Annotated in this window: 23 protein-coding genes; 12 read left to right on the forward strand and 11 right to left on the reverse strand. The window is 48.9% G+C overall.

Going from position 1 to position 26,419, the window contains the following annotated elements; all coding sequences use genetic code 11:
* Positions 1-5: 5 nt before the first annotated feature.
* Positions 6-2,024: a type II secretion system secretin GspD gene (gspD, locus tag EQP46_RS19270; RefSeq protein ID WP_129495187.1), complete on the reverse strand. Its 2,019-nt coding sequence runs from the start codon at positions 2,022-2,024 to the stop codon at positions 6-8.
* Between the two features lie 24 nt (positions 2,025-2,048).
* A complete protein-coding gene (gene gspC, locus EQP46_RS19275; RefSeq protein ID WP_129495188.1) occupies positions 2,049-2,960 on the reverse strand; it encodes a type II secretion system protein GspC in 912 nt (303 codons plus the stop codon).
* Between the two features lie 268 nt (positions 2,961-3,228).
* Between gspC and hslR the strand changes: the two genes are divergently transcribed.
* From hslR to EQP46_RS19295, 4 genes are all read left to right on the forward strand, one after another.
* On the forward strand, positions 3,229-3,639 hold the full coding sequence (gene hslR, locus EQP46_RS19280; protein WP_129495189.1) for a ribosome-associated heat shock protein Hsp15: 411 nt from the start codon (positions 3,229-3,231) through the stop codon (positions 3,637-3,639).
* Between the two features lie 18 nt (positions 3,640-3,657).
* On the forward strand, positions 3,658-4,533 hold the full coding sequence (gene hslO / locus EQP46_RS19285) for an Hsp33 family molecular chaperone HslO (protein WP_129495190.1): 876 nt from the start codon (positions 3,658-3,660) through the stop codon (positions 4,531-4,533).
* Between the two features lie 310 nt (positions 4,534-4,843).
* Positions 4,844-6,475, forward strand: a complete 1,632-nt coding sequence (gene pckA / locus EQP46_RS19290; RefSeq protein WP_129495191.1) for a phosphoenolpyruvate carboxykinase (ATP) — start codon at positions 4,844-4,846, stop codon at positions 6,473-6,475.
* 228 nt (positions 6,476-6,703) lie between these two features.
* The gene (locus EQP46_RS19295; protein WP_129495192.1) at positions 6,704-8,611 is read left to right on the forward strand and encodes an AsmA family protein; all 1,908 of its coding nucleotides are present in this window, start codon (positions 6,704-6,706) and stop codon (positions 8,609-8,611) included.
* A 110-nt stretch (positions 8,612-8,721) separates the two neighbouring features.
* On the opposite strand, the gene EQP46_RS19300 is transcribed toward EQP46_RS19295, so the two are convergent.
* The 3 genes from EQP46_RS19300 to EQP46_RS19310 are packed head-to-tail and all read right to left on the reverse strand — an operon-like array spanning position 8,722 to position 11,053.
* Positions 8,722-9,669, reverse strand: a complete 948-nt coding sequence (locus EQP46_RS19300) for a bifunctional GNAT family N-acetyltransferase/hotdog fold thioesterase (protein ID WP_129495193.1) — start codon at positions 9,667-9,669, stop codon at positions 8,722-8,724.
* Positions 9,670-9,703: 34 nt separating this feature from the next.
* Positions 9,704-10,138, reverse strand: coding sequence for a D-aminoacyl-tRNA deacylase (gene dtd, locus EQP46_RS19305; RefSeq protein WP_017013268.1), 435 nt, complete (start codon positions 10,136-10,138; stop codon positions 9,704-9,706).
* A gap of 21 nt (positions 10,139-10,159) precedes the next feature.
* Positions 10,160-11,053 (reverse strand): virulence factor BrkB family protein, encoded by an 894-nt coding sequence (locus EQP46_RS19310; protein ID WP_129495194.1) that lies wholly within the window; start codon positions 11,051-11,053, stop codon positions 10,160-10,162.
* 66 nt (positions 11,054-11,119) lie between these two features.
* Between EQP46_RS19310 and EQP46_RS19315 the strand changes: the two genes are divergently transcribed.
* Both EQP46_RS19315 and EQP46_RS19320 read left to right on the forward strand, forming a co-directional pair.
* Positions 11,120-11,755, forward strand: coding sequence for a DUF2959 domain-containing protein (locus EQP46_RS19315; protein WP_129495195.1), 636 nt, complete (start codon positions 11,120-11,122; stop codon positions 11,753-11,755).
* 169 nt (positions 11,756-11,924) lie between these two features.
* Positions 11,925-12,173, forward strand: a complete 249-nt coding sequence (locus EQP46_RS19320; RefSeq protein ID WP_028024289.1) for a GlsB/YeaQ/YmgE family stress response membrane protein — start codon at positions 11,925-11,927, stop codon at positions 12,171-12,173.
* A 145-nt stretch (positions 12,174-12,318) separates the two neighbouring features.
* Here EQP46_RS19320 and typA read toward each other — a convergent pair whose 3' ends face one another.
* Positions 12,319-14,148, reverse strand: a complete 1,830-nt coding sequence (gene typA / locus EQP46_RS19325) for a translational GTPase TypA (RefSeq protein WP_129495196.1) — start codon at positions 14,146-14,148, stop codon at positions 12,319-12,321.
* A gap of 575 nt (positions 14,149-14,723) precedes the next feature.
* Between typA and glnA the strand changes: the two genes are divergently transcribed.
* The 5 genes from glnA to add all read left to right on the forward strand — a co-directional run bounded on the left by glnA (position 14,724) and on the right by add (position 20,670).
* Positions 14,724-16,133 (forward strand): glutamate--ammonia ligase, encoded by a 1,410-nt coding sequence (gene glnA / locus EQP46_RS19330; RefSeq protein ID WP_129495197.1) that lies wholly within the window; start codon positions 14,724-14,726, stop codon positions 16,131-16,133.
* A 112-nt stretch (positions 16,134-16,245) separates the two neighbouring features.
* Positions 16,246-16,812 (forward strand): DUF4124 domain-containing protein, encoded by a 567-nt coding sequence (locus tag EQP46_RS19335; protein ID WP_129495198.1) that lies wholly within the window; start codon positions 16,246-16,248, stop codon positions 16,810-16,812.
* Positions 16,813-16,954: 142 nt separating this feature from the next.
* Positions 16,955-17,992: a nitrogen regulation protein NR(II) gene (gene glnL, locus EQP46_RS19340; RefSeq protein ID WP_129495250.1), complete on the forward strand. Its 1,038-nt coding sequence runs from the start codon at positions 16,955-16,957 to the stop codon at positions 17,990-17,992.
* A gap of 9 nt (positions 17,993-18,001) precedes the next feature.
* Positions 18,002-19,408, forward strand: a complete 1,407-nt coding sequence (gene glnG / locus EQP46_RS19345) for a nitrogen regulation protein NR(I) (RefSeq protein WP_129495199.1) — start codon at positions 18,002-18,004, stop codon at positions 19,406-19,408.
* Between the two features lie 257 nt (positions 19,409-19,665).
* Positions 19,666-20,670 (forward strand): adenosine deaminase, encoded by a 1,005-nt coding sequence (add, locus tag EQP46_RS19350; protein ID WP_129495200.1) that lies wholly within the window; start codon positions 19,666-19,668, stop codon positions 20,668-20,670.
* Between the two features lie 374 nt (positions 20,671-21,044).
* Here the strand turns inward: add and hemN are convergent, their stop codons facing one another.
* From hemN to EQP46_RS19375, 5 genes are all read right to left on the reverse strand, one after another.
* Complete coding sequence (gene hemN / locus EQP46_RS19355) at positions 21,045-22,418, reverse strand: oxygen-independent coproporphyrinogen III oxidase (protein ID WP_129495201.1); 1,374 nt, start codon at positions 22,416-22,418, stop codon at positions 21,045-21,047.
* 112 nt (positions 22,419-22,530) lie between these two features.
* Positions 22,531-23,028 (reverse strand): DUF2489 domain-containing protein, encoded by a 498-nt coding sequence (locus EQP46_RS19360; protein ID WP_129495202.1) that lies wholly within the window; start codon positions 23,026-23,028, stop codon positions 22,531-22,533.
* A complete protein-coding gene (gene yihI / locus EQP46_RS19365; protein WP_129495203.1) occupies positions 23,029-23,580 on the reverse strand; it encodes a Der GTPase-activating protein YihI in 552 nt (183 codons plus the stop codon). It abuts the gene before it with no gap.
* Positions 23,577-24,224, reverse strand: a complete 648-nt coding sequence (locus tag EQP46_RS19370) for a class I SAM-dependent methyltransferase (protein WP_129495204.1) — start codon at positions 24,222-24,224, stop codon at positions 23,577-23,579. The genes yihI and EQP46_RS19370 overlap by 4 nt, the downstream gene beginning before the upstream one ends.
* Positions 24,225-24,897: 673 nt before the next feature.
* Positions 24,898-25,515 (reverse strand): c-type cytochrome, encoded by a 618-nt coding sequence (locus EQP46_RS19375; RefSeq protein WP_129495205.1) that lies wholly within the window; start codon positions 25,513-25,515, stop codon positions 24,898-24,900.
* A gap of 149 nt (positions 25,516-25,664) precedes the next feature.
* Here EQP46_RS19375 and yihA point away from each other — a divergent pair, with 149 nt between their 5' ends.
* The gene (gene yihA / locus EQP46_RS19380) at positions 25,665-26,342 is read left to right on the forward strand and encodes a ribosome biogenesis GTP-binding protein YihA/YsxC (protein ID WP_129495206.1); all 678 of its coding nucleotides are present in this window, start codon (positions 25,665-25,667) and stop codon (positions 26,340-26,342) included.
* The last annotated feature ends 77 nt before the right edge of the window (positions 26,343-26,419 follow it).

Below are 26,419 nucleotides of genomic sequence, written 5' to 3' on the forward strand. Positions count from 1 at the left end.
CGCGCTTACCTCAGTTCCGACATAATGGCGCGGATTTCTGCGGGCATGGTCAGGTCGTTACCAAATTCAGGTAGCACCGGTGTTGTCACACCTGGCATCAACTTCACTTCTTCTTGTGCACGGAAGATTTGCTCGGCACGAATGTAGTTGTATTTACGCTGCGTGATACCGTCAGCCGTCAGGCCCGTGCGAATGATCGTCGGTTTGATAAACAGCATCAGGTTACGTTTCGTTTTTCCTGAAGAGGTTGATTTGAACAAGTGACCAAGGATTGGAATGTCACCAAGGATTGGCACTTTCTGCTCGCTTTCATTGGTTTGCTCATCAATCAAACCACTCAACACGATCATTTGTTGGTCAGCCGCCAGAATCGACGTTGTCAATTGGCGCTTACCAAAGCGAATATCCACCGCACCGCTGGCACCCAACACGTTAGAGATTTCTTGTTCGATGTTGAGCTGAACAGAGTCACCTTCATTGATTTGAGGCGTTACTTTCAGTTTGATACCCACATCCTTACGTTCAACGGTTTGGAATGGGTTGTCATTGTTTGAGCCTGTCGCAGAGCCTGTTACAACAGGTACTTCTTCACCCACGATGAATGAGGCTTCTTCGTTATCGAGAACCATCAAGCTTGGTGAAGATAGAATGTTTGAATCGCTGTTAGACGATACAGCTGTTACCAGCGCAGTCCAATCACCAAACACAACACCTGCAGCCAAACCACTCACGCCGCCTAGCACTTCCGCAATCGCCGTTGGGTCGCCTGATTCGGTGATCGGTACTTCAACCAAGTTATTGTTGTTGTCGAAACGCGACTCTGTGGTCGTGGTGTCTTTGGCTTGCTCTTGTGCCGCTAGGTAGTTGGTGATGGGCACACCCGTATTACCAAACTGGATACCACCGCCGTCTAGAGACCCCCACTGAACGCCAAGGTTTGCACCATCGCTTTCAGAGATCTCCACAATCATGGCTTCAATAAGCACTTGTGCACGGCGAATATCAAGCTGTGCAATCACGCTCTCAAGGGCACGCATGATATCGGGCGGCGCAGTGATAACGAGGGCGTTAGTCCCTTTATGCGCAGAAATTTTCACGTCATTTCCAGCTTGCGCACCGCCAGACTTCTGGCCACCTTGCTTCTCTGCAATCAGGTTGTCAGAGACGCCTTGTAGAACATCCACCACGTCTTCAGCTTTTGCGTAACGCAGATAGACAACACGATTGTTGCCTGTGGTCGCCATTTCACGGTCTAACTGACCGATCAACTTACGAATACGCTCGCGAACTTGAGGTTCACCCGAGATCAGAATCGAGTTGGTACGCTCGTCCGCAACAAAGCTAGGCTGCAACAACGCAGGGGTATTTTTGCCATCCGCTTGTTTGTGCAAGCTTTCAACGATACGCACCATTTCAGACGCTGACGCATGGTTGAGGTTAACGATCTCAACTTCCGTGTCACCGGCTCTGTCTACGCGATCAATGATTTCAGCCAGTCGATTCACCACCGCAGCACGGCCCGTGATCATGATGACATTAGCCGGATCGTAGTGAACAACGTTACCCGCACCCGCATTGTCGATAAGTTGGCGTAGCAAAGGAGACAATTCGCGCACCGTGACGTTTTTCACCGACACAACACGTGTGATAACCGCATCACCTTGGATGGTGTTGTCGTCACCAACAACAGGAACGGCTGCCTGCTTCGCGTCTTTGTCGCGAATGACTTTCAACACACCGTTTTCCATCTCAACCACAGCAAACCCGTAAACCTCAAGCACATTGAGGAAAAACTGGTAATACTGATCATCGTTCAGGACGTCATAGCTACGAACATTCACTTTGCCGCGTACAGCGGGATCGACAATGATGGTTTTCTCTAGGTTACGACCAACAATCTCGATAAATTCTTGGATGTCCGTTCCTTTAAAACTGGCACTGAATTCAGCGGCCCACGCGCCCATGCTTTGCATCGCTAGCACGCCGGCAACTAGCCACGTTTTACGTTTCTTCCACGTATCCACTCTGTTCTCCGTTTTCAGTCCTAATTACAGGCTGATATAAATGTCGTGCAACTGACCGTCACGCTGAACGGTGAGACTGATCTCTGAGGCATCAGACAAGCTTTGCCATATACGGTTCATTTCTGCGGGGTTTGTTAAGTCAGCACCGTTAAGACCAACCGCCACGTCTCCGGACTTCAAGCCCGCTTCATCAAATAAACGGCTATCGCTACCAGGGCCGATGCGATAACCCACTAATCCATTCTCACCCTGCTCTTGAGACAAGGTGATGTATTTCAGCAGCGCTTGCGGGTTACTCAAGATTTCAGCTTTTACATTGCTAAGGTCGGGCTTGCCTGTATTTCGTCTAACAGGCGCTGATGCTTTTGAACGTGTTGCAGGCTTCGATTGGCCGCGCGCATTGTAATCGACCCCCGCCAACATCAAAGCTTCATCTCGTCCGTTATTGCGCAAAATGACGCGGTCGTTCAAAACTTGACGCAAAGTAACGCGAGTTCCTTCAATGGCTTCGCCAATTCCGTAGGTTTTTTGCGAGCCACGGTTTGCAATCACCGCCAAGCCACGCTCAGGTTCAGAGCTCGCCACCAATCCGACAAGCGTGAGGTTTAAACGGGTACGCGGGGCATCAACGACTGGCTCAGGTTTTTTAGGGGCTGGCGCTGTTTTTTCGCTGAAGCGCCCAAAAATATGATGATTAACGATCTGATCGATTTGGTAGGCAGGTGTGACTTGTCCAACCGACACTTGAGAGGGTGCAGAAGAAACAACCGTCGCGTCAGCGGGTACAAACCATACCCATAGCAAGCGGCCTAACGTCCATGCCAATATAAATAGCAATATCCGTGTCACCCACTTCGCTGCCGTGGCAGGAGCGTCCTTTCCTAATTGTGGCGGCGCAAAGTTTCCTAAGCGCTTCATCCCGAAATTTGCAAACATGCTTTTCCTGTCTAATTACATCAGCAATGCATTGGCAACCAATATGTTGACTGTTTTTAGCGCCTTGATGCAGGAATCATTAGTATGACTCAACAATTTACCTTTTTTCAGACCAATTGCCGATAAGAGAGACCTGATTTTTGACTGAATGATTCCATCTCGGCTTGAAAGTTAGACGGATCGACACCATATCCAGCGCTGAACTGTGATGCTGATCGTATTAACCAATTGTGGTAAGTTTAGTCACCTGAATGTAAAGGAGTGTTTAGTGGGTTCAAAACACGACAATTCCGACCAAAAATTGCAAGTTCGCTTAGACAAGTGGTTGTGGGCCGCGCGCTTTTACAAGACACGAAGTTTGGCGAGAAACATGATTGACGGTGGCAAAGTGCACTATAACGGCCAGCGTTCAAAACCGAGCAAATTGGTTGAAGTCGGTGCGGAAATCCGACTACGCCAAGGTGCTGAAGAAAAAACCATCGTGGTTGAGAAACTCAGCGAACATCGACGCGGTGCCCCAGAAGCACAAGCGCTTTACAGCGAAACCGATGCCAGCGTGACATTGCGCGAGCAAAAGAGTCTCGAACGCAAACTCAATGCGCACAACCCGAGCCCAGAACGCCGACCTGACAAAAAGCAGCGACGCGATATTATCAAATTTAGAAACAGTAACGATTAACGCCGGAGAAATTATCCCATGGCACAAGACAGTCTGCACCGTTACTTGTTCGATGGCGTTTCAGTACGCGGCGAACTGGTTCAATTATCTGATTCTTTTGAACAACTCACAGGCAGCAAGGAATACCCTGCGCCAATTAAAAAGCTGCTGGGTGAGCTTATGGTTGCCACCAGCTTGCTGACTGCGACCTTGAAATTCGAGGGCAGCATTACCGTGCAAATCCAAGGTGACGGTCCAGTACCCCTTGTGGTTATCAACGGTAACCACGAACAAGTACTTCGTGGAACAGCGCGCTGGCATGGTGAGCTTGCTGACGACATCACCTTGCAAGGTATGATCGGCAAAGGGCAAATCGTGATCACTATCGAGCCAGAGAAAGGCGAACGCTACCAAGGTATCGTTGGTTTGGAAGGCGAAACCCTTCAAGAGTGTATTGAAGATTACTTCGAACGTTCTGAGCAGCTAAAAACACGTTTGTGGCTTCGCACAGGTGACGTTGACGGTAAAAACCACGCGTCAGGCATGTTGCTTCAAGTGATGCCTGATGGCCAAGGAAGTGCCGAAGATTTCGACCACCTTGCACAGTTAACGGACACAGTGAAGAACGAGGAATTGTTCACTTTGGCCGCTGAAGACGTTCTTTACAGACTTTATCACCAAGAAAATGTAAAAGTCTTCGAGCCGAAAAACGTGACATTCAAGTGTACATGCTCTCGCGAGCGCAGCGCTTCTGCGATTGCTGCAATTGAACGCCAAGAAGTTGAGAAAATGGTCGTTGAGACAGGAAACCTCAAACTTCACTGTGATTATTGTGGCACGGACTATGAATTCGATAGTGTTGATATTAAAGCAATTTTCGATCAAAACAGTCCTTCATCAGATTCTATGCATTAATATTTTCCTTAAATAATTAACGCACAAAAAACCAACAAAAATCGGCCTCCTGGCCGATTTTTTTTCCCTTTCTCGTCTCTTTCCCAAAAAAAATACGCCGACCTTTAACTGCTTAATTTTGTACAAATAATAACCAATATCGAGTGGCACAAGTGCTTAACATGGCGGTAATATAAAAGGTACAGACTGGTTAAGAGTATTACATTACCTTAATTTGTTTGTGGTTATTTTTTGAATTAACTCTCTGAATTACCTAGTTCAGGTTGCTAGCATGGACGACAGTTAAACACATCTTACCCAAGGAGCACCTATGACTGTCATGAACGTCGAGAAAAAGGTTGCAAGAAATATAGATTTGTCACTGCACGGCTTAAACAATGTTAAGGAGGTGATTCGTAACCCAAGTTATGAGCAACTCTTTACTGAAGAAACAAAAGCTGAGCTTGAAGGATATGAGAAAGGCGTTGTTACCGAACTTGGTGCAGTGTCAGTCGATACTGGTATTTTTACTGGTCGTTCCCCGAAAGACAAATACATCGTACGAGATGCCACCACTGAAAACACCATGTGGTGGTCAGATCAAGGCGCTAACGACAACAAAGCGATCGAACAGCACGTCTGGGATGATCTGAAAGCCCTTGTGACTACCCAACTATCTGGCAAGCGTCTATTCGTCATTGACGGCTACTGTGGCGCAAACCCTGATACTCGCTTATGCATCCGCGTTATCACAGAAGTAGCTTGGCAGGCACACTTCGTTAAAAACATGTTTATCCGCCCAACTGAAGAAGAGCTGGAAAACTTTGAACCTGATTTCGTGGTAATGAATGGTGCTAAGTGCGTCAATGAGAAGTGGGAAGAGCACGGTCTGAACTCTGAAAACTTCACCGTATTTAACCTGACCGAGAAAATGCAATTGATCGGCGGTACATGGTACGGCGGCGAAATGAAGAAAGGCATGTTCGCAATGATGAACTACTTCCTGCCTCTGCAAGACATTGCATCAATGCACTGTTCTGCAAACATGGGCAAAGAAGGCGACGTTGCGATTTTCTTCGGTCTTTCTGGTACAGGTAAAACCACACTGTCTACCGATCCTAAGCGCGAGCTTATCGGTGATGACGAGCACGGTTGGGATGACAACGGCGTCTTCAACTTCGAAGGTGGCTGCTACGCAAAAACCATCAAGCTTTCAAAAGAAGCGGAGCCTGATATCTACAATGCGATCCGTCGTGACGCACTGCTAGAGAACGTGACCGTTCGTAAAGATGGCTCTATCGATTTTGATGATGGTTCGAAAACAGAGAACACCCGTGTTTCTTACCCGATCTACCACATCGAAAACATCGTTAAGCCTGTATCAAAAGGCGGTCACGCAAACAAAGTGATCTTCTTGTCTGCTGATGCATTTGGCGTATTGCCACCTGTTTCTAAGCTGACGCCAGAGCAAACCAAGTACCACTTCCTGTCTGGCTTCACGGCCAAACTTGCAGGTACTGAGCGTGGTATCACTGAGCCGACACCAACGTTCTCTGCCTGTTTCGGTAAAGCGTTCCTAACGCTTCACCCTACCAAGTACGCAGAAGTATTGGTTAAGCGTATGGAAGCCGTTGGTGCGGAAGCTTACCTGGTGAACACCGGTTGGAACGGTACGGGCAAACGTATCTCAATCAAAGACACGCGCGGCATCATCGATGCGATTCTTGATGGTTCAATCGAGAAAGCAGAAACCAAATCTATTCCGATCTTCAACCTGGAAGTGCCTACCAGCCTACCAGGCGTAGACCCAGCGATTCTGGATCCACGTGACACGTACGTTGACCCTCTACAATGGGAAAGCAAAGCGGAAGATTTAGCACAGCGCTTTATCAACAACTTCGTTGAGTACACTGACAACGACGAAGGCAAAGCATTGGTTAAAGCGGGTCCACAACTCGACTAAGACACACTTGCCGATGAAAGCCCCCTCTTGGGGGCTTTCTTTTTTCCGCCGATGTAATCCTTGTTTCTTTTCATGCTGTCTCACGGCCTTGCCGCTTTCGGCTTGAATAACCGACCTTTTTACGCCAACCTCAACACACTATGCGGGTATAAACCCGACCTATGCGTATTCTTCACAAACCAAAGTACGTCGTTATTCTGGTTTGGGTATTAAAGAGATCATCTCCACATGCGTTTGCTTGCAAAGTTGCTTACGTCGCTACTCATCGTGCTCGTTGTCGCCTTGTGCACCTTCCTGACGGTTCTACACACGTCTTACGGTTTGCCCATGGTGCAACGTGTTGTTAGCACTCTCACGCCTTATCAACTCAATGCCAGTGCCCTTGAGTACGACATTCTTTCGCCGTTTAGCATCGCATTTGATGAGCCCGAGCTGTTGAAAGACAACCGTGGCGATTCTGTTGCGTTCTTGTCTGTCACCGTTTCCCCACTCGACAGCCTCACCGGACAACTCGCCCTAAGAAGCCTTGTCATTCGGGGCGCCACCTTCAACGATACCCTGCCTGAGTGGGTGCCAAATTCACTCACCGTGAAACACATTGCACTGGATGATTTGGCGTACGACAGTGACGCGTTGTCATTTTCTCAAGCAGATGTGCAATTATCGGATTGGGAAAGCAGTGAAAAAGAATGGGGAACGTGGAACGGGAAGTTTCAATTTTCCGCCCCTCAGATATCACTTCAGGGGCAGACACTCTCAAATTTGCTGCTCGACAGTGAAAAACGTGATGATACTTGGGAAGTGTGGGGATTATCCTTCAACAGCATGTTTGGCAACGTCACAGGTAGCGCTACCCTTGATACAAACAACCACTGGACCATTCACCAACTTGGCCTGAGTGATGCGCGAATTGAACCCTCAGAGGCACTGTCCGCGTTGTCCTCTCAATGGCAGGCTTTTTCTCAGCACTATTCCATGGACATTCGCAGGCTCGACCTCTTGGATGTCAGTGCGGAAATGCCCACATTGAGCATTGATCATCTCAACCTCTCCGCACAATCCATTACCGTGAAAAATGGCCAACTGACGTGGGCCAACAGTAACGTGCCATCTTTGCTATCGTTCAATGCAAACTTACTGCGCTACGACACTTGGGTGCTGACCGATGCGTTGGGGGAGTTTTCGCTGTCCCCTGATCTTTTGCGCGTTAATGCGTTTTCTTCCAAGATCAACGATGAGGGCTTTATCTCGTTTGCCGGAGATATCAGCAAAGCCCGTCTGCAACTGCAAACCTTGGTGGTGAATGGGTTTGACTTAACGCTTCAAGCGCCGTTGCTTACCTCCCTGAACACGGCGTGGTCGGCACTGGACGATGTTCAAATAGCATCGCTGTCAGTGCGACACACCAATGTGACCGTGCCTGATGTGAATTTCCCGCTGCAGTTAATTGGCATCAACCTGCGGGGAAATGCGTTGTCGCTGCGCGAAAAGCAACGTTCAGGAATGTGGCAAGGTGACCTCACCGTCAGCATGAAAGCCGCCAGTGTAAATCGCGTTTCCGTCTCTGCACCGCATGCGAGCATGTCCGTGAATGATGGCGCATGGCAATTAGACGCACTGTCATTGTCGTTCCCGCAAGGCCAATTGAACGCGACCGCCAAGATTGATTTAGCCAACCCTAGCAGACCTTGGGAAGTGAAAGCGCAAGGGCTGAGCATTCCAACCTCGCTTTATCAGCGTTGGTTTGGTGTGTACTTACCCCTCTCTGGTGATCACGACGTGTATGCTGCATTTTCTGGCCTAGCCGCAAGTAACGACAGTTTCGCGTATAGCCTGACGGGCACCTTGAATGCCACGCCGCACCGAGTGCTATTTTCTCGCACGCAAGGCACAACGCTTTCTCAAGACATTCTGAATGTGTTCACAGACAACGAGCGAACGCAAGGCGCTGTTGATCTGCCATTGGTGATGGGAGACATCGCCATCACCGCCGACAGAGGGCGTATTCAGATTACGCCAATGACCATTGAAGATGACAATGAGAAAACTGAACTTTCTGGTGAGTGGGATTTAGTGACCCAAGATGGGGCATTGTCGAACAAGACGATAAGCGCTAACACTTTTGAAGCGCGATGAGCAGGAATGCTGAGACGATCTTAACTTGCCATTTTCAGCCATAAAAAAAGCGCGAAATCTTCGCGCTTTTTTGTCAGTTTTCATGGTACATAAGCCATCAAGCTGATGGCTTAACCAAACAGTAACGTTTGCGTTGGTGTTTGATCTTGATGCGACGTGTTCTCTTCTGGCACTAACATGTAAGTACCCGCAAACACACCTGCAATGTCATCACCACTGTATAACGTCACTTCGAGTTTCACGCGCGCTTTTCGCCCATCGGCCAAGCGGTCTAAATCACCACTTAACCCATCAAGCGACACCACTGCGCGTGGGCGTTCAGTGATAGGCTTTCGATATCGAATGTGACTGTCTGCCAGCACAATACCCGCCGTCAGTTGTCGTTCTTTCATCAGCAACCACACCATGCCCCACCCTGCGAGGGTCGCCATGCTAAACACACTGCCCGCAAACATCGAGTCATGAGGATTAAGATTGGCATTCAGCAGAGCGGACACTTCAAAACGATAGCCTGTGAATTGGGTGATGCGAACACCCATTTTATCGCTGATCGGGATCTGTGTTTGCCAGCGTTGCTGAAGTTCGCTGCACCATTCTGGATGACGAACAACACCAGACATCATATCGAGCGGTTTAAGCATTTGTTGGTGGCGAACAGGGCCGCGCTCTTCGTTCAATTCACCCTGACTGACAAACCCATTGCCACAATAAAACCCAATGGCATCTTCGCGGGCATTACACACAAGGCGTTTTGCCCCTTCTTGGCGCGCAAGCGATTCCAGAGCCATTAAGATCAGAGCACCCAGACCACGCTTTCGATAATCAGGGGAAACGGCCATGTAACGGATCTGCCCATCATTATCTGGACTGATATATAAACGACCTATCGCAATAGGCTCGCCTTTGGCATCCACGATCATGCGGTGAATCGCTCCGACATCGTAGGCATCACGCTCAGAGCCCTCAGGCTGACACCAAGGTTCGCGCAGCATCTGCCAGCGAAAATGGAAGTACGCTTTTAATTCGTCTTCCTTCGTTGGTGTGATCAATCGAAACATTCCGCAGCTCTCCTTGCGAACCTGAAGTGGATCTCTAAGCCTGAAGCCAGAAAGTAACTGGCCCATCATTGGTCAGGCTGACTTTCATGTCAGCCGCAAATACACCGTTTTCAGTGTGAACACCGCTGTCACGGCAGTACTGCGAAAACAATTGGTACAGCCTGTCTGCTTCCGCCGGTGGCGCTCCATTAAAACTAGGACGCATCCCTTTTTTTGTATCAGCGGCGAGCGTAAATTGCGACACCACCAACACCTGACCACCTGCTTGTTGCACGTTCAAATTCATTTTTCCTTCGTCATCACCGAAAATGCGATAACCCAGAACTTTCTCGTGTAGGCGATGCGCTTTCTTGTCGTCATCCCCTTTTTCAACGCCCAGCAGCACCAGTAGGCCATGATCAATCGCCCCCACAACCTCGCCGTCAACCACGACGCGTGCTTCACTTACTCGCTGGATCAGCGCAATCATACCAGTTCCTCTCTTATCATTTTAATTATCAGTAAGTTGCTCGCTGGTCGACTTACGTTCCACATACCACATGTTTTTCTCACCCAGTGAGGCGGTCACTTCTGCGCCGAGCAATACAATGCACCAGCTGAGGTAAACCCAAACAAACAACAAGGGCACCACCGCCAATGCACCGTAAATCAGTTCATAAGACGGGAATTTCGACACATAGATGGCGAACCCCTTCTTACTAAACTCAAACAACAAACTTGCGGAAACTGCGCCTGTCAGCGCATGCCAAAGCACCACAGGGCGGTTCGGCACCAAGGTGTAAAGGCCAAAGAAGGCAATGGTCGTCAACACAAAGGGCAGGGTTCGAAGCAGCGACGGGATCCATTGCTCGCTGCCTTCCACATTAAGCAGGTTCAGTGAACCGAGGTAAGAACTCACACCGAGGCTACTGCCCACCAGCACAGGGCCGAGCGTCAGCACCATCCAATAAATAGAAAATGAAATAACCGGCGCGCGTTTATGTTGAACCCGCCAAATGTAATTCAAGATTTTGTCGATCGCTGAAATCAGCATCAAAGCCACAACAAACAGGAAGGCAACACCCACTGCGGTCATTCGCCCAGCATTCGATACAAACTCATCAAGGTATTTTTCAAGCGCTTCACCCGAAGCAGGCACGAAGTTATGCAGGACAAAAGATTTGATTTCATCGCCCGCACCCGCGAAGGTTGGGAATATCGAAAGTGCTGAAAGTACCACAGTGATCAACGGCACAAGAGATAACAAAGTGACGTAAGCCATATAGCCGGCATTTACCGTCAGTCGATCGTGACTTACTCGCGACACCAAGTGTCTTGCGAAAGCGAATAACGTCTGCCCCACCTTGGGCAATGAATGCTTGAGTCGTTCCACAGCTTCAACCATAGTTTGTTATTAAGATAACCTTTGTTAAGAAACCTAATCATACACGAATGCGTAAAGGAGTTTACCGTGCGTCTACTCACCACCCTATTTCTTATTTTCGCTTTGTCAGGCTGTCAGTCTGCGTACTACGCAACCATGGAAAAGGTTGGCGTTCACAAGCGAGACATTATGGCTGACCGCGTCGAAGCGGCTTCAGAAGCGCAACAAGAAGCCAGTGAGCAATTCACGAGTGCGCTTGAAGCACTCACCGCGCTGACCAATTTTGATGGTGGTGAATTAGAAGCCATGTATAACACCATCAATGACCAGTACGAAGAGAGCGAAGCCACAGTTGAAAACGTAAAAGAACGCATCGATGCGGTAGAAGATGTGTCAGATGCATTATTTGACGAATGGCAGGAAGAATTATCGTTGTATTCAAGCGCGAATTTGCGTCGCGAGAGCGAGCGCAAGTTGAAAAATACGGAGCGTAGCTACACCCAAATGCTCGCGGCTATGCGAAAAGCTGAAGGCAAAATGGAGCCCGTACTTGATACATTGCGAGACAACAGCTTGTACCTCAAACACAACCTGAATGCTGCGGCCATCGGCGCGCTTAAGGGAGAGTTTGCGGGGCTGGAAGATGATATCAATCTTGCAATCAAAGACATGCAGGCAGCCATTAATGAGTCTGAGCGCTTCCTTGCTACCCTGAAAAACTAATTAAGGATTCGCTGTTTCTAATAAGTGAAACACCCTGTAAAACCGTTTTCCCTTATCGTGTGTGCAGGCAACTTCTTGCCTGTATTCAACGGTATGAATACACCATGCAGCCTGAACAAAAGGTCAACGCTGATGGATATTCACCGTCTCTCAACTCGGAGGAGAACACATGGGTATTATTTCTTGGATCATTCTTGGGCTACTTGCTGGTATCTTGGCAAAGTGGATTATGCCTGGGAAAGACGGTGGTGGTTTCATCATGACCACGCTACTGGGTATCGCGGGTGCGGTTGTCGGTGGCTGGGTTAGCTCACTACTTGGCATTGGTACTGCGGGCGGCCTAAGCCTAGGTAGCATTGTCATGGCAACCGTTGGCGCACTGATCTTGTTGTTCCTATACAACCGATTCGCCAAGTAAATTATCCAGCACCAACACAGCTTCTTACGCCGAATAGCATTGAGAATGCGCTGAAATGAAAACATGAGATACAAAAAAGCCTCCAACGATGGAGGCTTTTTTTATGATACCTCACCAAGCAGTGAGGTATCTGGCGAGCAAAGAATTATTTGCTGCCGCGGCTTGCGCGTTTGCGATCGTTCTCAGTAAGAAGTTTCTTACGGATACGGATGCTTTCTGGCGTTACTTCTACCAATTCATCGTCATCGATGAACTCTAGCGCTTGCTCTAGGGTGTACTTGATTGCTGGGCTCAATACCTGCGCATCATCAGTACCAGATGCACGTACGTTCGTCAGCTGCTTACCTTTCAGACAGTTAACTGTCAGGTCGTTAGAACGGTTATGAATACCGATAACTTGACCTTCGTAAACTTCGTCAGCGTGCTCAGTAAACAGACGACCACGCTCTTGCAGGTTGAACAGTGCATAAGTCAGTGCTTTACCTGTTGCGTTCGAAATCAGTACGCCGTTGTTACGCTGACCGATAACGCCAGGTTTCATTGGACCGTAGTGATCAAACGTGTGGTAAATCAGACCAGAACCTGAAGTCAACGTCAGGAATTCAGTTTGGAAGCCGATCAGACCACGTGAAGGCATGATGAAGTCCATGCGTACACGGCCTTTACCGTCTGGAGACATGTCAGTCAATTCGCCTTTACGAAGACCAATTTTCTCCATTACGCCGCCTTGGTTTTCTTCCAGTACGTCGATCGTCACAGTTTCAAACGGTTCCATTTTCTGGCCGTCTTCTTCTTTGATGATAACTTCTGGACGTGATACCGCTAGCTCGAAGCCTTCACGACGCATGTTTTCGATCAGGATAGACAGGTGAAGCTCACCACGGCCTGATACGCGGAAACGATCCGGGTCACCGGTTTCTTCAACGCGCAATGCAACGTTGTGAACCAATTCTTTTTGCAGACGCTCAAGAATGTTACGAGAGGTAACGTACTTACCTTCTTTACCTGCGAAAGGAGAGGTATTTACTTGGAACGTCATGGTCACTGTTGGTTCGTCAACAGACAGCGCTGGCAGTGCTTCAACCGCATTCACATCACAGATGGTGTCAGAGATTTTCAGCTCACCAAGACCTGTGATTGCAACGATGTCACCCGCGTTAGCTTCTTCAACGTCGTGACGCTCAAGGCCAAGGTAACCCAGAACTGTGCCGACTTTACCGTTGCGTGTTTTACCATCAGCACCGATAACGGTTACTTGTTGGTTAGGACGTACTGAACCGCGAGTTACACGACCCACACCGATTACACCTACGTAAGAGCTGTAATCAAGCTGAGAGATTTGCATCTGCAGAGAACCGCTTGCATCAACTTGTGGTGCAGAAACGTTATCAACAACCGCTTGGAACAATGGTTCCATGTTCTCGCCAGTCTCGCCTTCTACCAGTGTTGCCCAGCCGTTTAGCGCTGATGCGTAAACCACTTGGAAATCTAGCTGTTCGTCAGTTGCACCTAGGTTGTCGAATAGGTCGAACACTTGGTCCATAACCCAATCAGGACGTGCACCTGGACGGTCAATCTTGTTGATAACAACGATTGGCTTCAGACCGTGAGCGAACGCTTTTTGCGTTACGAAACGCGTTTGTGGCATTGGGCCATCAACAGCGTCAACGATCAGAAGAACAGAATCAACCATTGACATGATACGCTCAACTTCACCACCGAAATCGGCGTGTCCTGGGGTATCAACGATGTTGATGCGGTAATCATTCCAGTTAATGGCGGTGTTTTTCGCCAGGATGGTAATACCACGCTCTTTCTCGATGTCGTTCGAGTCCATGACACGCTCTTCGTGCTCACCACGGGTTTCCAAGGTGCCAGACTGCTGAAGCAGTTTATCAACCAAGGTAGTTTTGCCGTGGTCAACGTGCGCGATAATCGCGATATTTCTCAATTTATCTATCTGTAACGTAGACATGGGTTCTCTTTCACTCAAAAAAGATGTGTCGCAAAAGGCCTGCTAGCTGCATTGCTAGCGGCATTCATCGCCACTTGATTAAAAAAACGACCGTAATTTAACAGATTCTTACTCAAAACACTCCAACAATGTGACCTAGGATCAATTTATATTCACCTCGCCTTAGTGATGACACACTTTCAGCCCTCTTAATATAGCCATATCCCCCGTCTTTGCGCCCCTAGCGGGTCATCTCTGTGCTAGATAGCTTCATGCATTGGCTTTCCGATCGAGATCACAGGTACAACATCCCTCGTGTTTCTCACCTTCAACATTGATTGACAACATGAAGCAACCGCTGCTGAATGAAAGGATTGGACACGCATTCTTTTCAGATGCACCAAAACAGTGCGGACGCGCACCAAAAGTGAACATTACTGACCCCATTTTGTGGACAAGATGACCCAAAATCAGGCAGTAACAGGGTTTTAAAACTTGGCACGCTTTTCGCTTAGTAGCATACAGATTCATTTTTTGTCTGAGCGAAACAAGCTGCTTAGCAATTTAGAGAAAATTGACACCGGAGGTTTATTCACATGTCAGTAGAAAACGTACTTGCCTTAATCCAAGAGCACGAAGTGAAATTTGTTGATCTGCGTTTTACCGATACCAAAGGTAAAGAGCAGCACATCTCAATCCCAGCCCATCAGGTTGATGCAGACTTCTTTGAAGACGGCAAAATGTTTGATGGTTCTTCAGTCGCAGGCTGGAAAGGCATTAACGAATCAGACATGGTAATGATGCCTGACGCATCTACTGCTGTACTTGACCCGTTCACTGAAGACAGCACACTAAACGTGCGTTGTGACATTCTTGAGCCAGCAACAATGCAAGGCTACGACCGCGACCCACGCTCAATCTCAAAGCGTGCTGAAGATTACATGCGTGCGACCGGCATTGCAGACACAGTACTCGTTGGTCCAGAGCCAGAGTTCTTCTTGTTTGATGACGTGAAGTTCGCCACTGACATGTCAGGTTCTTTCTACAAAATTGATGACGTAGAAGCGAGCTGGAACAGCGGTGCTTCTTTCGAAGGCGGTAACAAAGGTCACCGTCCAGGCGTTAAAGGTGGTTACTTCCCAGTAGCGCCAGTTGATTCATCACAAGACATCCGTTCAGCAATGTGTCTGGTAATGGAAGAGATGGGTCTGGTTGTTGAAGCGCACCACCACGAAGTAGCAACTGCAGGTCAGAACGAAATCGCAACGCGTTTCAACACCCTGACGTCAAAAGCGGATGAGATCCAAATCTACAAGTACGTTGTTCACAACGTAGCACACGCTTTCGGTAAAACAGCGACCTTCATGCCTAAGCCACTTGTGGGCGATAACGGTTCTGGTATGCACGTTCACCAATCACTGGCAAAAGACGGTCAGAACCTGTTTGCGGGTGACAAGTACGGCGGCCTATCTGAAATGGCGCTTTACTACATTGGCGGTATCATCAAGCACGCACGTGCAATCAACGCCTTTGCTAACCCATCAACAAACTCGTACAAGCGTCTTGTACCAGGCTTTGAAGCACCAGTTATGCTTGCATACTCTGCACGTAACCGTTCTGCTTCTATCCGAATCCCTGTGGTACCAAGCCCGAAAGCACGTCGTATCGAAGCACGCTTCCCAGATCCAGCAGCAAACCCATACTTGGCGTTTGCATCACTGCTGATGGCTGGTCTTGACGGTATTAAGAACAAGATCCACCCTGGCGATGCAATGGACAAAGATTTGTATGACCTGCCAGCGGAAGAAGCAGCAGAGATTCCAAAAGTTGCTGAGTCACTAGAAGTGGCGCTGAAAGCACTTGACGAAGATCGCGAGTTCTTGACTGCAGGTGGCGTATTCTCTGATGACTTCATCGATTCTTACATCGCACTGAAATCTCAGGACGTTGAGAAAATCAACATGACCACGCACCCACTGGAATTCGAACTGTACTACTCAGTGTAATACTCTCGGTTTCATACCAAATCAAAGGGCTCGCTCACAAGCGAGCCCTTTTTCTATTGTCGTAAAAAAGATCAGGCGCAAAATAAAACTTTATCCTTCAGGATGTTAAACGATGCGCTCGTTCCGTGTTTTCCTGCTCTCAAGCCTACTGCTCTATTTTGGTGCAACCTCAATGTCCATCGCGTCCGACGAGTACTACCGATGGGTTGATGAAAACGGCGTCATGCACTTTAGCGATGCACCACCCGACGTCAGCCTCGAGCTCGACATACAGGTTGATGTCGTCACTCTCGAAAAACAAACCACCAAGACAAAGATACCCACACCCGATGCGCCTCCTGCTCCGCCAGCGCCAGAAGCCCCCGCCATGGCAACCGCGGTGCGCCTCGTGTCGCCTTCCCATGAAGCCACGATTCGAAGCAACGAAGGCAACATCAGCATTCATGTCGAAACCGATTTACCCTTAGGGAAAAACCAAACATTACGTCTTGTTATGGACGGGAATAAACGCGCCCCTCAAACTGCGAACAGTTGGCAACTCAACAACGTAGACCGAGGCACCCACAACGTAAATGTGCAATTGCTACAAAATGGCAAGGTAATTGCAGCAACCCAATCAGTGACTGTGTTTTTGCATCGAGCAACAAAGCCCAAAGCACCAAAACCGACACCACGATAGGGGTGCAACAACACAGAGTTATCGATATGCCATTAATTGATATCGAACGCTGCACTACAACGCACTATCGCGTAAACTAGAATGCACCAATGTGGTGCATTCAAATTAGGAAGGTGATGTGGCTACTCTGACCGAAACAGTAATGGACAACCTGATCACGGCAGTGCTGGTGCTCGACAACGATCTTGTCGTGGCCTATGCCAACCCTGCGGCAGAGCAATTGTTCTGCCAAAGTGCACGCCGCCTGCGGGATCACCCTCTGACAGAGTTACTGCAACACAGCTCCATTGATCTCGTGCAGGTCAAAGAGACACTCGAAAACGGGCAAAGCCTTACAGACAGCGATGTCACACTCGTTATCGATGGCCACCAGCGTAAAGTCGAATTCAGTGCCAGCCCATTGATGTGGGAGCGTAGCCCGTCCATGCTGCTTGAGATCAAAGCGATTGGGCATCAACGGCGCATCAGCAAAGAGCTCTCCCAGCAAGCCCAGCAGCAAGCTGCAAGAGAACTGGTGCGCGGGCTCGCCCATGAAATTAAAAACCCACTTGGGGGCTTACGCGGCGCGGCGCAATTGCTCGAGAAAATGCTGCCAGACCCAAGCCTGCACGAATACACCCGCATCATTATCGAACAAGCAGACCGGTTACGAAATTTGGTCGATCGCTTGCTTGGGCCACAAAAGCCCGGGCATCGCCAACACGAAAACATTCACGTCATCTTGGAGAAAGTGCGCCAATTGGTTGAGCTCGAATCTGGCGATATTTCCATTGTCAGAGATTATGACCCGAGCTTGCCCGATTTGGAGATGGACCCCGATCAGATGGAACAGGCAATACTGAACGTGGTCAGTAATGCCGCACAGATACTGCAAGAACTGCACGCACAAAACACCTACGAAGGTGAAATCACACTTAGAACGCGTACCGAACATCAAGTCGTTATTAACGGGCAGCGCCACCGTCTTGCCGCCCGCATTGATATTTCGGATAACGGCCCGGGTATCGCCCCCGATCTTCAAGACACACTCTTTTACCCAATGGTATCAGGGCGCGCTGGCGGCACTGGGCTAGGTCTTTCTATTACGCGGAACCTCATTGATCAGCATAAGGGCAATATTCATGTCAGCAGCTGGCCGGGGCACACCACCTTCACCATTTTGTTACCAATTCGTCGCTAAGGGGAGCTCATGAGCAAAGGATTAATTTGGGTCGTTGATGACGACAGCTCAATTCGCTGGGTATTAGAACGTACGCTAAATGCGGCAGGCATGGCCTGTGAGACGTTCGCAGATGCAGACAGCGTGTTAGAAGGCTTGAACCGAGAAGTGCCCGATGTGTTGGTCTCAGACATCCGTATGCCGGGAACCGACGGTTTCACCCTGCTCAATCGTCTTCAGGAAGAATACCCGACACTGCCCGTCATCATCATGACCGCGCACTCCGATCTCGATGCGGCTGTAAGCGCCTATAAAAAAGGGGCATTCGAATATTTACCGAAGCCATTCGACATTGACGAAGCCGTTGCCTTAGTCGAACGTGCGGTTTCCCACAGCCAAGAGCAAAAACGTCAACGCTCCCCGCGTGAAGCGCAAGAAACTGTGCCTGAAATCATTGGTGAAGCCCCCTCGATGCAGGAAGTGTTTCGCGCCATTGGCCGTTTATCTCGCTCCTCTATCTCTGTGCTAATCAATGGTGAATCTGGCACGGGTAAAGAATTGGTTGCCCACGCACTGCACCGCCACAGCCCACGCGCAAAGAACGCCTTTATCGCCTTGAACATGGCGGCGATTCCGAAAGATTTGATTGAATCTGAATTGTTTGGTCATGAAAAAGGCGCGTTTACCGGGGCAAACAGCATTCGCCAAGGCCGCTTTGAACAAGCCAATGGTGGCACGCTGTTTTTGGATGAAATCGGCGACATGCCGCTGGATATTCAAACCCGTTTGCTGCGCGTGTTAGCCGATGGGCAGTTTTACCGAGTCGGCGGGCATTCAGCGATCAACGTGGATGTGCGAATTATCGCGGCCACGCACCAGAACCTCGAAAAACTGGTGGCAGAAGGCAGCTTCCGTGAAGATTTATTCCATCGCCTCAATGTGATTCGCGTTCATCTTCCGCCGCTGCGAGAGCGTCGCCAAGACATTGGCCAGCTCGCCAAACATTTCCTCAAGCGCGCGTCCGATGAGCTCGATATCGAGGTCAAATCGCTGCATGCCAGCACGCTCGAATTAATTTCTGGCCTCGCGTGGCCAGGTAACGTTCGTCAGCTTGAGAACACCTGTCGTTGGCTCACCGTGATGGGCAGTGGCAAAGAAATTTTGCCCGAAGACCTTCCACCAGAATTGCTGCAACCGAACGATACCGTCGAAGAAGGCGAAGGTAGCGGTTGGCAAAGTGCGCTCTCACAATGGGCAAAGCATTCGTTGGGGAATGGTGATGACAACCTGCTCAGAGAAGCCTTGCCTGAGTTCGAGCGGATTTTGTTGCGCGAGGCTCTCAGCCACACGCGCGGTCATAAACAAGAAGCCGCAAAGTTGCTCGGTTGGGGACGCAATACGCTGACACGCAAACTCAAAGAACTTCACATTTCCTAACCCCATTCGCGTAAGGGCGACGATCGCCCTTACGCTTTAGCTTTAGCTTTAGCTTTAGCTTTAGCTTTAGCTTTAGCTTTAGCTTTAGCTTTAGCTTTAGCTTCAGCCGAGCACCTCGTCACTGCGCAACAAATCAACAATATTGGTAAACACCAACAACAAAACCGCTGAATCGAACGGTTTGTCTTCACCAATCTACTGACGCGCCTATTTTTAGTCCTTATACTTCTCAAAAGTTGATTTAAGGATATTTGGCTATGATCGCAACCCACCTTCCACTGACGGACCTTCACCGTCACCTTGATGGCAATATTCGTATTAATACCATTTTGGAACTGGGTCAGAAGTTCGGAATGGCGCTCCCTGCGACGACCATCGAAGCGCTTCGTCCACACGTACAAGTGATGTCCAACGAACCTGATTTGGTCGGTTTCCTGTCCAAATTGGATTGGGGAGTCGCAGTGCTTGGCGATCTGGATGCGGTGCGCCGTGTCGCTTACGAGAACGTCGAAGACGCATTGAACGCCCGCATTGATTACGCAGAATTACGCTTTTCACCCTACTACATGGCAATGAAGCATAACCTGCCCGTGCAAGGCGTGGTTGAAGCCGTGATAGATGGTGTGAAAGCTGGCAGCCAAGATTTCGGCGTGAAAACCAACCTGATTGGCATCATGAGCCGCACCTTTGGTGTCGATGCATGCATGCAAGAATTGGATGCCTTGCTCGCACTCAAACAGCACCTTGTCGCCGTTGATTTGGCCGGTGATGAACTTGGCCAGCCGGGCGAGCAATTTAACGAGCATTTTGCCAAAGTGCGTAAAACAGGCCTCAATGTCACCGTGCATGCGGGCGAAGCCGCTGGCGCTGAAAGCATGTGGCAGGCCATTAACGAGCTGGGTGCCAGCCGCATTGGTCATGGCGTAAAAGCCATCCAAGACCCACGCTTGATGGATTACCTTGCCAAACACGGCATTGGTATCGAATCCGCCTTAACGTCAAATGTGCAAACCAGCACTGTCGAGAGCTTCGCGACGCACCCAGTGAAAGCCTTCCTTGAACATGGCATCTTGGCATCTCTCAATACCGATGACCCCGCTGTTTCGGGTATTGAGCTGCCACACGAATATGACGTTGCTGCACCACAAGCAGGCTTGAGCCAAGCGCAAATCACACAGCTGCAAGAAAATGGCCTAGCGATCGCCTACTTGTCAGACAGTGAAAAAGCGGAACTCCGCGCAAAAGCACAAGCGCGCGCGTAAACCTCGTTAAAACAACACATTGGCAGCAGTACGCTGAATGGTAACCGAATCAGCACTGAGCATGACGAAAAACACCAGCAAATTGCTGGTGTTTTTTTGAGCGCAGCTGACGTACAATGCCGCCGATTTTTTAACACGCCGGATGAAACGTTCATGTTCGACGCACTATTTACACTGAATGAAATGGCAGCTGCGGGTCCAGGTCAACTGGCAGCGGCAGCCCTTGCTGTGGTACTGGCTGTATTCAGCCTTGGCAGCGGCGCGTAAGCGCAAACGCCAGATCGAAAAAAGCCGCGAGAGCGGCTTTTTTTTGTTTTTGTTCTTTGTCAATGTCGCTGATGTGCGTCGCGATCGCGTTCAATCACTCAAGCGCATTAAATCACGCGAGAGAACTGCTGCTGACGTGCACGATCGCGAAGGTAAGTGTCAAAACACATACAGATATTGCGGATCAGTAAACGGCCTTTCAGCGTCACCTTGATGCTTTTCGCATCCACCTCCACCAGTTCATCATCAACGAAGCACTGAAGCAGCGATAAGTCTTCGGCAAAGTAGGTGTCGAATTCGACGTTATACGTGCTTTCAATCGCGGATTTATCGAGATAAAAATTACAAATCAACGACTTGATGACTTCACGGCGCAGCAAATCGTCGCCATCTAGCATCACGCCCTTCCATAACGCGTGGCGCTGTTCTTCCACTTGGCCGTAATACTTCTTCAGCTCTTTTTGGTTCTGAGCGTAACAATCACCAATCATGGAAATCGCCGAGACACCCAAACCAAGCAGATCACAGTCACCTTGGGTGGTGTAGCCTTGGAAGTTGCGATGAAGGTTGCCTTCTCGCTGAGCGACCGCTAGCTCGTCCTCTGGCAACGCGAAATGATCCATACCGATAAACTGGTATCCTTCACTCGTCAATGTGCCAATGGTTTGCTCCAGCATGGACAAACGCGCTTGTGGCGACGGCAAATCCGCATCTTTGATTTTACGCTGTGCCGCAAACAAGGATGGCAGGTGCGCATAGTTGAAAACAGATAAACGTCCCGGCTTCATCTCAAGCACTTGCGACAGCGTTTTCGCAAATGTCTCACCGTTTTGATGCGGAAGGCCATAAATCAAATCAAGGTTGGTTGAGCGAAAACCCAAGGTTTTCGCACGGGCAACCATGTCACGAATGAAGGTTTCATCCTGCTCACGGTTCACCGCTTTCTGTACGGTTTTGTCAAAATCTTGAACGCCGATACTTAAACGGTTAAAGCCTTCACTGCGCAAGTGATCGAGCATATCCAACTCAATTTCGCGTGGATCGACTTCAATACTGATCTCGGCATTGTCATTCAGTTGGAACTCTTGGCGAAGCAGCCCCATCAATCGTGAGATTTGCTCTTTGGTCAAAAAGGTTGGCGTGCCACCACCCCAATGCAGTTGTGTCACGTTGCGATCGCGAAGCAGATAAGCGCGTTGACGAATCTCTTGCTCTAACGCATCTAAATACGCATCGGCTTTGTGCTGATGGCGTGTAATGACTTTATTGCAGCCGCAGTAGTAACAAAGCGTATGACAGAAAGGAATGTGAACGTAGAGAGACAGGTTTCTCTCAGGGTACTGGGTACATGCCATGTCAAATTCCGCAGCGGTAAACACTTCATGGAATTCCAGCGCGGTTGGATAGGAGGTATATCGAGGGCCTGAGTAGTTGTATTTTTCGATCAGACTCTGATCCCAAATGATTTGCTGTTTTGACATGTATATTTCGCCCAATATGAACAACCGGAGAGTATTATTTTGCCACACTCTCCGGTGTCAGATGAATCAATCTCGCTGTGCAACGGTATTTTTGCTGGATAGATCGAAGCGATCAGCTCGCTAGCGTCCGAATCGGCGTCATCTTTGCACCCGTAAACGCGAGGATTTCTTCAAGTTCGATTTTGATCGCGTCTTGAAGGCGGGTCTCCGCTTTCATGCGTTCTAAATCATGACGCATCCTTTCTTTCTTCGGGATGGCCTTTCTGGCGTCACCACGTGGCATGTCCTTGACCACGTCATACAGTTCGTAAAGTGCAGGAAAGCGCGTCGGGTAATCCACACGCTTTTCTCCCTGTAGGTGATCCATGATCATAAACAAACGGATCGCCGCTTCTGACAAATCACATTGCTCTTGCAATGTTGCCATCGCTATCACATCAACGCTTTCGATGATCTTGTTATTTCGTTGGGTGATCGCGGCTTTTTGCTGCGCAGCCTGAAAGCGGGTTTGTCGACGAAGTTTCGACAACAACCAACCTGCATAACTTGCTAACCCAAGAATAATGACGCCGCCAAGCGCCATAACACCTAAAGGAAGAGTCTCCAACACTTACTCCTGATCGAATTTTAGGTTTTCAAACTCAGCCAACAAATCATCGTCACCACGGCGCGACTTCTTAGCTTTTGGCTGTTCAACTGGCGCTTCTTCTTGCTCTTCTTCAAGCAAGCCAAGCTGTCCCATCAATGCTTCAATGCGATCCAGTTTCTCATCAACATAAGACTGAAGACCTGCACCAAGCTTCTCGCCATTTTCAATACGGTCTAACAACACATTAAGTTGTGCATCGTTTTCCAGCATCTCCAATTCTTTTGCAGCATCAAGGCGACGCACTTTTTTACCTTCCGCTGATTTTGGATGTGGCTTCTGCTCAACAACCAATGCGATCGGCTTTTTGCTACCAATGCGAGGATCTTTCGCGGCATTGATTTGGCGTTGCTTTTCGACTTTACCGTCTGAATGGCGAGAGCCTGCTTTCAAACCTTTACGACGGTTTGCGCGTTTGCGTGCCAATGACGCAACGTCTTCTTTGCTCAGCGAGCGCTCGTTAAATTGAGCGGGGCCTTCTGAGCCGACTTTGCGTGCTTTTTTCTTGCGGGTCATTCGTTTCTCTTCCTCAGTAGAATTACGTCGTTACCAACAAAGTCCACGTCAAGACCATCACGATCTGCCAAAAAGCAGAACGTTTCGCGACTAAAAAAACTCACGTGGGTTGGGTCGTTCTTGTAATGCCAGCGTTTAAACGCATCAGCATCAATAACGAGCTTGGTCATGATAGCTAACCAGCCTCCAGGCTTAACCAGACTCAGTAACTGTCTCCATTCCTTGTGAGGCAAGTAAAAGTGTTCAATCGCTTCGGTACAGGTAACGAAATCGTATTGTGCTTCCAACACTGTTGTGTCAGGCGAAAAATACGGATCGTAAATCGACATTGTGTGTCCTTTGTCTGCCAACATGCTCGCTAACACGGGGCCTGGTCCACAACCAAAGTCTAAGCCTTGCTTAGACGCTATACCGAGTTTTTCGCTCAGTGGCGTGGCAACGCGACTCAGAAATTGGCGATAGCCTTCATCCTCTGCCGAGTTTTCATGCAGGTCGTAATGCGCTTTCTCTTCTTCCGGTGAAAGTCGGCTAGCAGGATCGGCGAAAACCAGTGAACAAGGCTCACAACGAAAATATCGGCGACGTTTATCCTGCTCAAAATCGACGACATGGGTCGACTGACAAAGCGGGCAATAAAGGGTCATTGGAGATTTCTACACCAAAGTGAATGGCGGAAATGTATCAGAAAGATGGATAAGAAAAAAGCGACAGGCAAGGCCTGTCGCTCTATAGCGTTCTAAAGAACGGATTTTACCGTTTTCATCCCTAACAGTAACACCACTTCCCGGTGAACAATGTTCCTTTTGTGATAGGGCTTCCTGCCGTTTTTATTTGAGTTTTACTCGTCAACATCCTGTTGTCTCCACCATCCTGGCGGGTGTCCTTCTCTCTTCCAGAGAGTGTCCTATCGGCGTTATTCCTTTACACCGCTTGTCATCCTGACAACAAAACGTCCTGTTCTTTCTAAGGCTCATCCAGAGCCAGCATCCGTTTGTCCGTTACGCACCCTGCGTCATCGTCCTGATGGTCCATTCCGTGTCGTGTTCCCTGTCGACATAGATAAGTTTACGAGTCTCTCGAAAACAAAACAGGTCATGTTTCACAAAACGCACTAGCCATTTTCAGAGAAATGAAATATCTAACTGAAATGTAGAACAAAAAAATAAAGTCTGTCATTTTTTCGCGCGTATGACGCATCTCAGGATGGTCGATCGCTTACACGTTGGCGGGAAAAATGCCCAGAAAGACAAAAGGCAGCTTTCGCTGCCTTTTCGATAACGTCACCTTCAATGCCCATTTACGGCATGGGAATGGTGATTAGTGCAAGCCACCCACATAAAGAGAAATCGCTTCAATCTCTTTATCTGACAGTTTAGAGGCAACGATTTGCATCATGCCGTTCATGTCATTGTTTCGCTGCTTATCACGGAATGCCATCAACTGAGATTTGATGTAATCAGCATGCTGACCAGAAATTTTCGGGAATCCTGACAACGCAGTGCCGTTACCGCGAGGGCCATGACATGCAATACACGCTGCGATCCCTCGCTCTTTATCACCAGCGAGATAGAGTTGCTCACCAACAGGGATTGATGATTCAGGTGTGCTACCCGCTTTCGGGGTTTGAATCGCGAAGTATGCGGCGAGATCTGACATATCTTCTTCTGAGAGAGGGGCAACCATGCCAGCCATGACAGCATTATTTCGGCCTTGAGCGCCACCAGAGGTCATTCCCAACTTAAAATCTTTAAGTTGTTTCAAAAGATATTTTTCGTGCTGGCCTGCCAAAACTGGGTTTGCAGCGATGAGGCTGTTACCATCAGCGCCGTGACAAGCTGCGCAAGTGGCTGATTTTGCTTTACCTGCTTCTGCATCACCCTGTGCATAGGCGGTAAAACTCGCAAGTAAGGTGAGTAATAGCGCTAATTTCTTCATGACATTCCATTTATAATTATCAAGCTTCCGATACCACGATGCTCACGCCATCATGATACAATCATTGAGCAAAAACCGAGCACGGATATTTTACACAATTTCACATAAAAGTAATCAGTCGACTACATAAAGTCGAGACGGAGTTAACAGTGAATCCTTCACTCAACTATCGCAATACCCACTTTATTACCAGTGCACCGGACATTCGTGCCCTGCCTGCTGATACCGGGACCGAGGTTGCCTTTGCAGGCAGATCGAACGCAGGTAAATCAAGCTCTATTAACAGACTATGTGATCATAAGGGTCTGGTAAAGGTGAGTAAGACACCAGGTCGCACACAATTAATTAACCTTTTCAAAGTGGATGAGGGATGCCACATCGTTGACTTACCGGGGTATGGCTTTGCACAAGTCCCTCTGGAAATGAAGAAAAAATGGCAAAAATCCCTTGGGGAATATTTGCAAAAACGTGATCAGCTCAAGGGCTTGGTGGTGCTAATGGACATCCGTCACCCGCTTAAAGAGCTCGATCAGCAACTGATTTTCTGGGCGGTAGATTCAAATCTTCCCGTTCTTGCCCTGCTCACTAAGTGTGACAAGCTGAAAAGCGGTGCGCGCAAAGCAGAACTGATGAAAGTGCGTGAAGCGTCAAAAGATTTTGGCGGCGATGTGGAAGTCGAGCTCTACTCATCCCTCAAAGGCATCGGTGTGGATAAACTGCGCAAGAAGCTTGATGGCTGGTATTTTCCGTATCAAGAAAGCGATGTTGAGACTGATGTCGAAGACAATGCTGGCGCAGCACCAGCAGACGTTGATTCTGCGGAATAAGCACGTCCCAAATAAAACCCCCACCTCATGGGTGGGGTAACGGGAGAGAAATAGGAGGTTTTTTTATTCGTTATAGA

It is taken from the genome of Enterovibrio baiacu (assembly GCF_004120195.1).
In the GTDB taxonomy this organism is placed as follows: domain Bacteria; phylum Pseudomonadota; class Gammaproteobacteria; order Enterobacterales; family Vibrionaceae; genus Enterovibrio; species Enterovibrio baiacui.

What these genes read in the sequence shown, in the direction of transcription:
- hemN (WP_129495201.1), bottom strand. Translation starts at nt 22,418, where the DNA reads ATGTCAAAACAGCAAATCATTTGGGATCAGAGTCTGATCGAAAAATAC.
- EQP46_RS19310 (WP_129495194.1), bottom strand. Translation starts at nt 11,053, where the DNA reads ATGGTTGAAGCTGTGGAACGACTCAAGCATTCATTGCCCAAGGTGGGG.
- add (WP_129495200.1), top strand. Translation starts at nt 19,666, where the DNA reads ATGATCGCAACCCACCTTCCACTGACGGACCTTCACCGTCACCTTGAT.
- gspC (WP_129495188.1), bottom strand. Translation starts at nt 2,960, where the DNA reads ATGTTTGCAAATTTCGGGATGAAGCGCTTAGGAAACTTTGCGCCGCCA.
- EQP46_RS19370 (WP_129495204.1), bottom strand. Translation starts at nt 24,224, where the DNA reads ATGACCCTTTATTGCCCGCTTTGTCAGTCGACCCATGTCGTCGATTTT.
- glnA (WP_129495197.1), top strand. Translation starts at nt 14,724, where the DNA reads ATGTCAGTAGAAAACGTACTTGCCTTAATCCAAGAGCACGAAGTGAAA.
- typA (WP_129495196.1), bottom strand. Translation starts at nt 14,148, where the DNA reads ATGTCTACGTTACAGATAGATAAATTGAGAAATATCGCGATTATCGCG.
- EQP46_RS19375 (WP_129495205.1), bottom strand. Translation starts at nt 25,515, where the DNA reads ATGAAGAAATTAGCGCTATTACTCACCTTACTTGCGAGTTTTACCGCC.
- pckA (WP_129495191.1), top strand. Translation starts at nt 4,844, where the DNA reads ATGACTGTCATGAACGTCGAGAAAAAGGTTGCAAGAAATATAGATTTG.
- EQP46_RS19320 (WP_028024289.1), top strand. Translation starts at nt 11,925, where the DNA reads ATGGGTATTATTTCTTGGATCATTCTTGGGCTACTTGCTGGTATCTTG.
- dtd (WP_017013268.1), bottom strand. Translation starts at nt 10,138, where the DNA reads ATGATTGCGCTGATCCAGCGAGTAAGTGAAGCACGCGTCGTGGTTGAC.
- glnG (WP_129495199.1), top strand. Translation starts at nt 18,002, where the DNA reads ATGAGCAAAGGATTAATTTGGGTCGTTGATGACGACAGCTCAATTCGC.
- EQP46_RS19295 (WP_129495192.1), top strand. Translation starts at nt 6,704, where the DNA reads ATGCGTTTGCTTGCAAAGTTGCTTACGTCGCTACTCATCGTGCTCGTT.
- yihI (WP_129495203.1), bottom strand. Translation starts at nt 23,580, where the DNA reads ATGACCCGCAAGAAAAAAGCACGCAAAGTCGGCTCAGAAGGCCCCGCT.
- hslO (WP_129495190.1), top strand. Translation starts at nt 3,658, where the DNA reads ATGGCACAAGACAGTCTGCACCGTTACTTGTTCGATGGCGTTTCAGTA.
- EQP46_RS19335 (WP_129495198.1), top strand. Translation starts at nt 16,246, where the DNA reads ATGCGCTCGTTCCGTGTTTTCCTGCTCTCAAGCCTACTGCTCTATTTT.
- EQP46_RS19300 (WP_129495193.1), bottom strand. Translation starts at nt 9,669, where the DNA reads ATGTTTCGATTGATCACACCAACGAAGGAAGACGAATTAAAAGCGTAC.
- glnL (WP_129495250.1), top strand. Translation starts at nt 16,955, where the DNA reads ATGGACAACCTGATCACGGCAGTGCTGGTGCTCGACAACGATCTTGTC.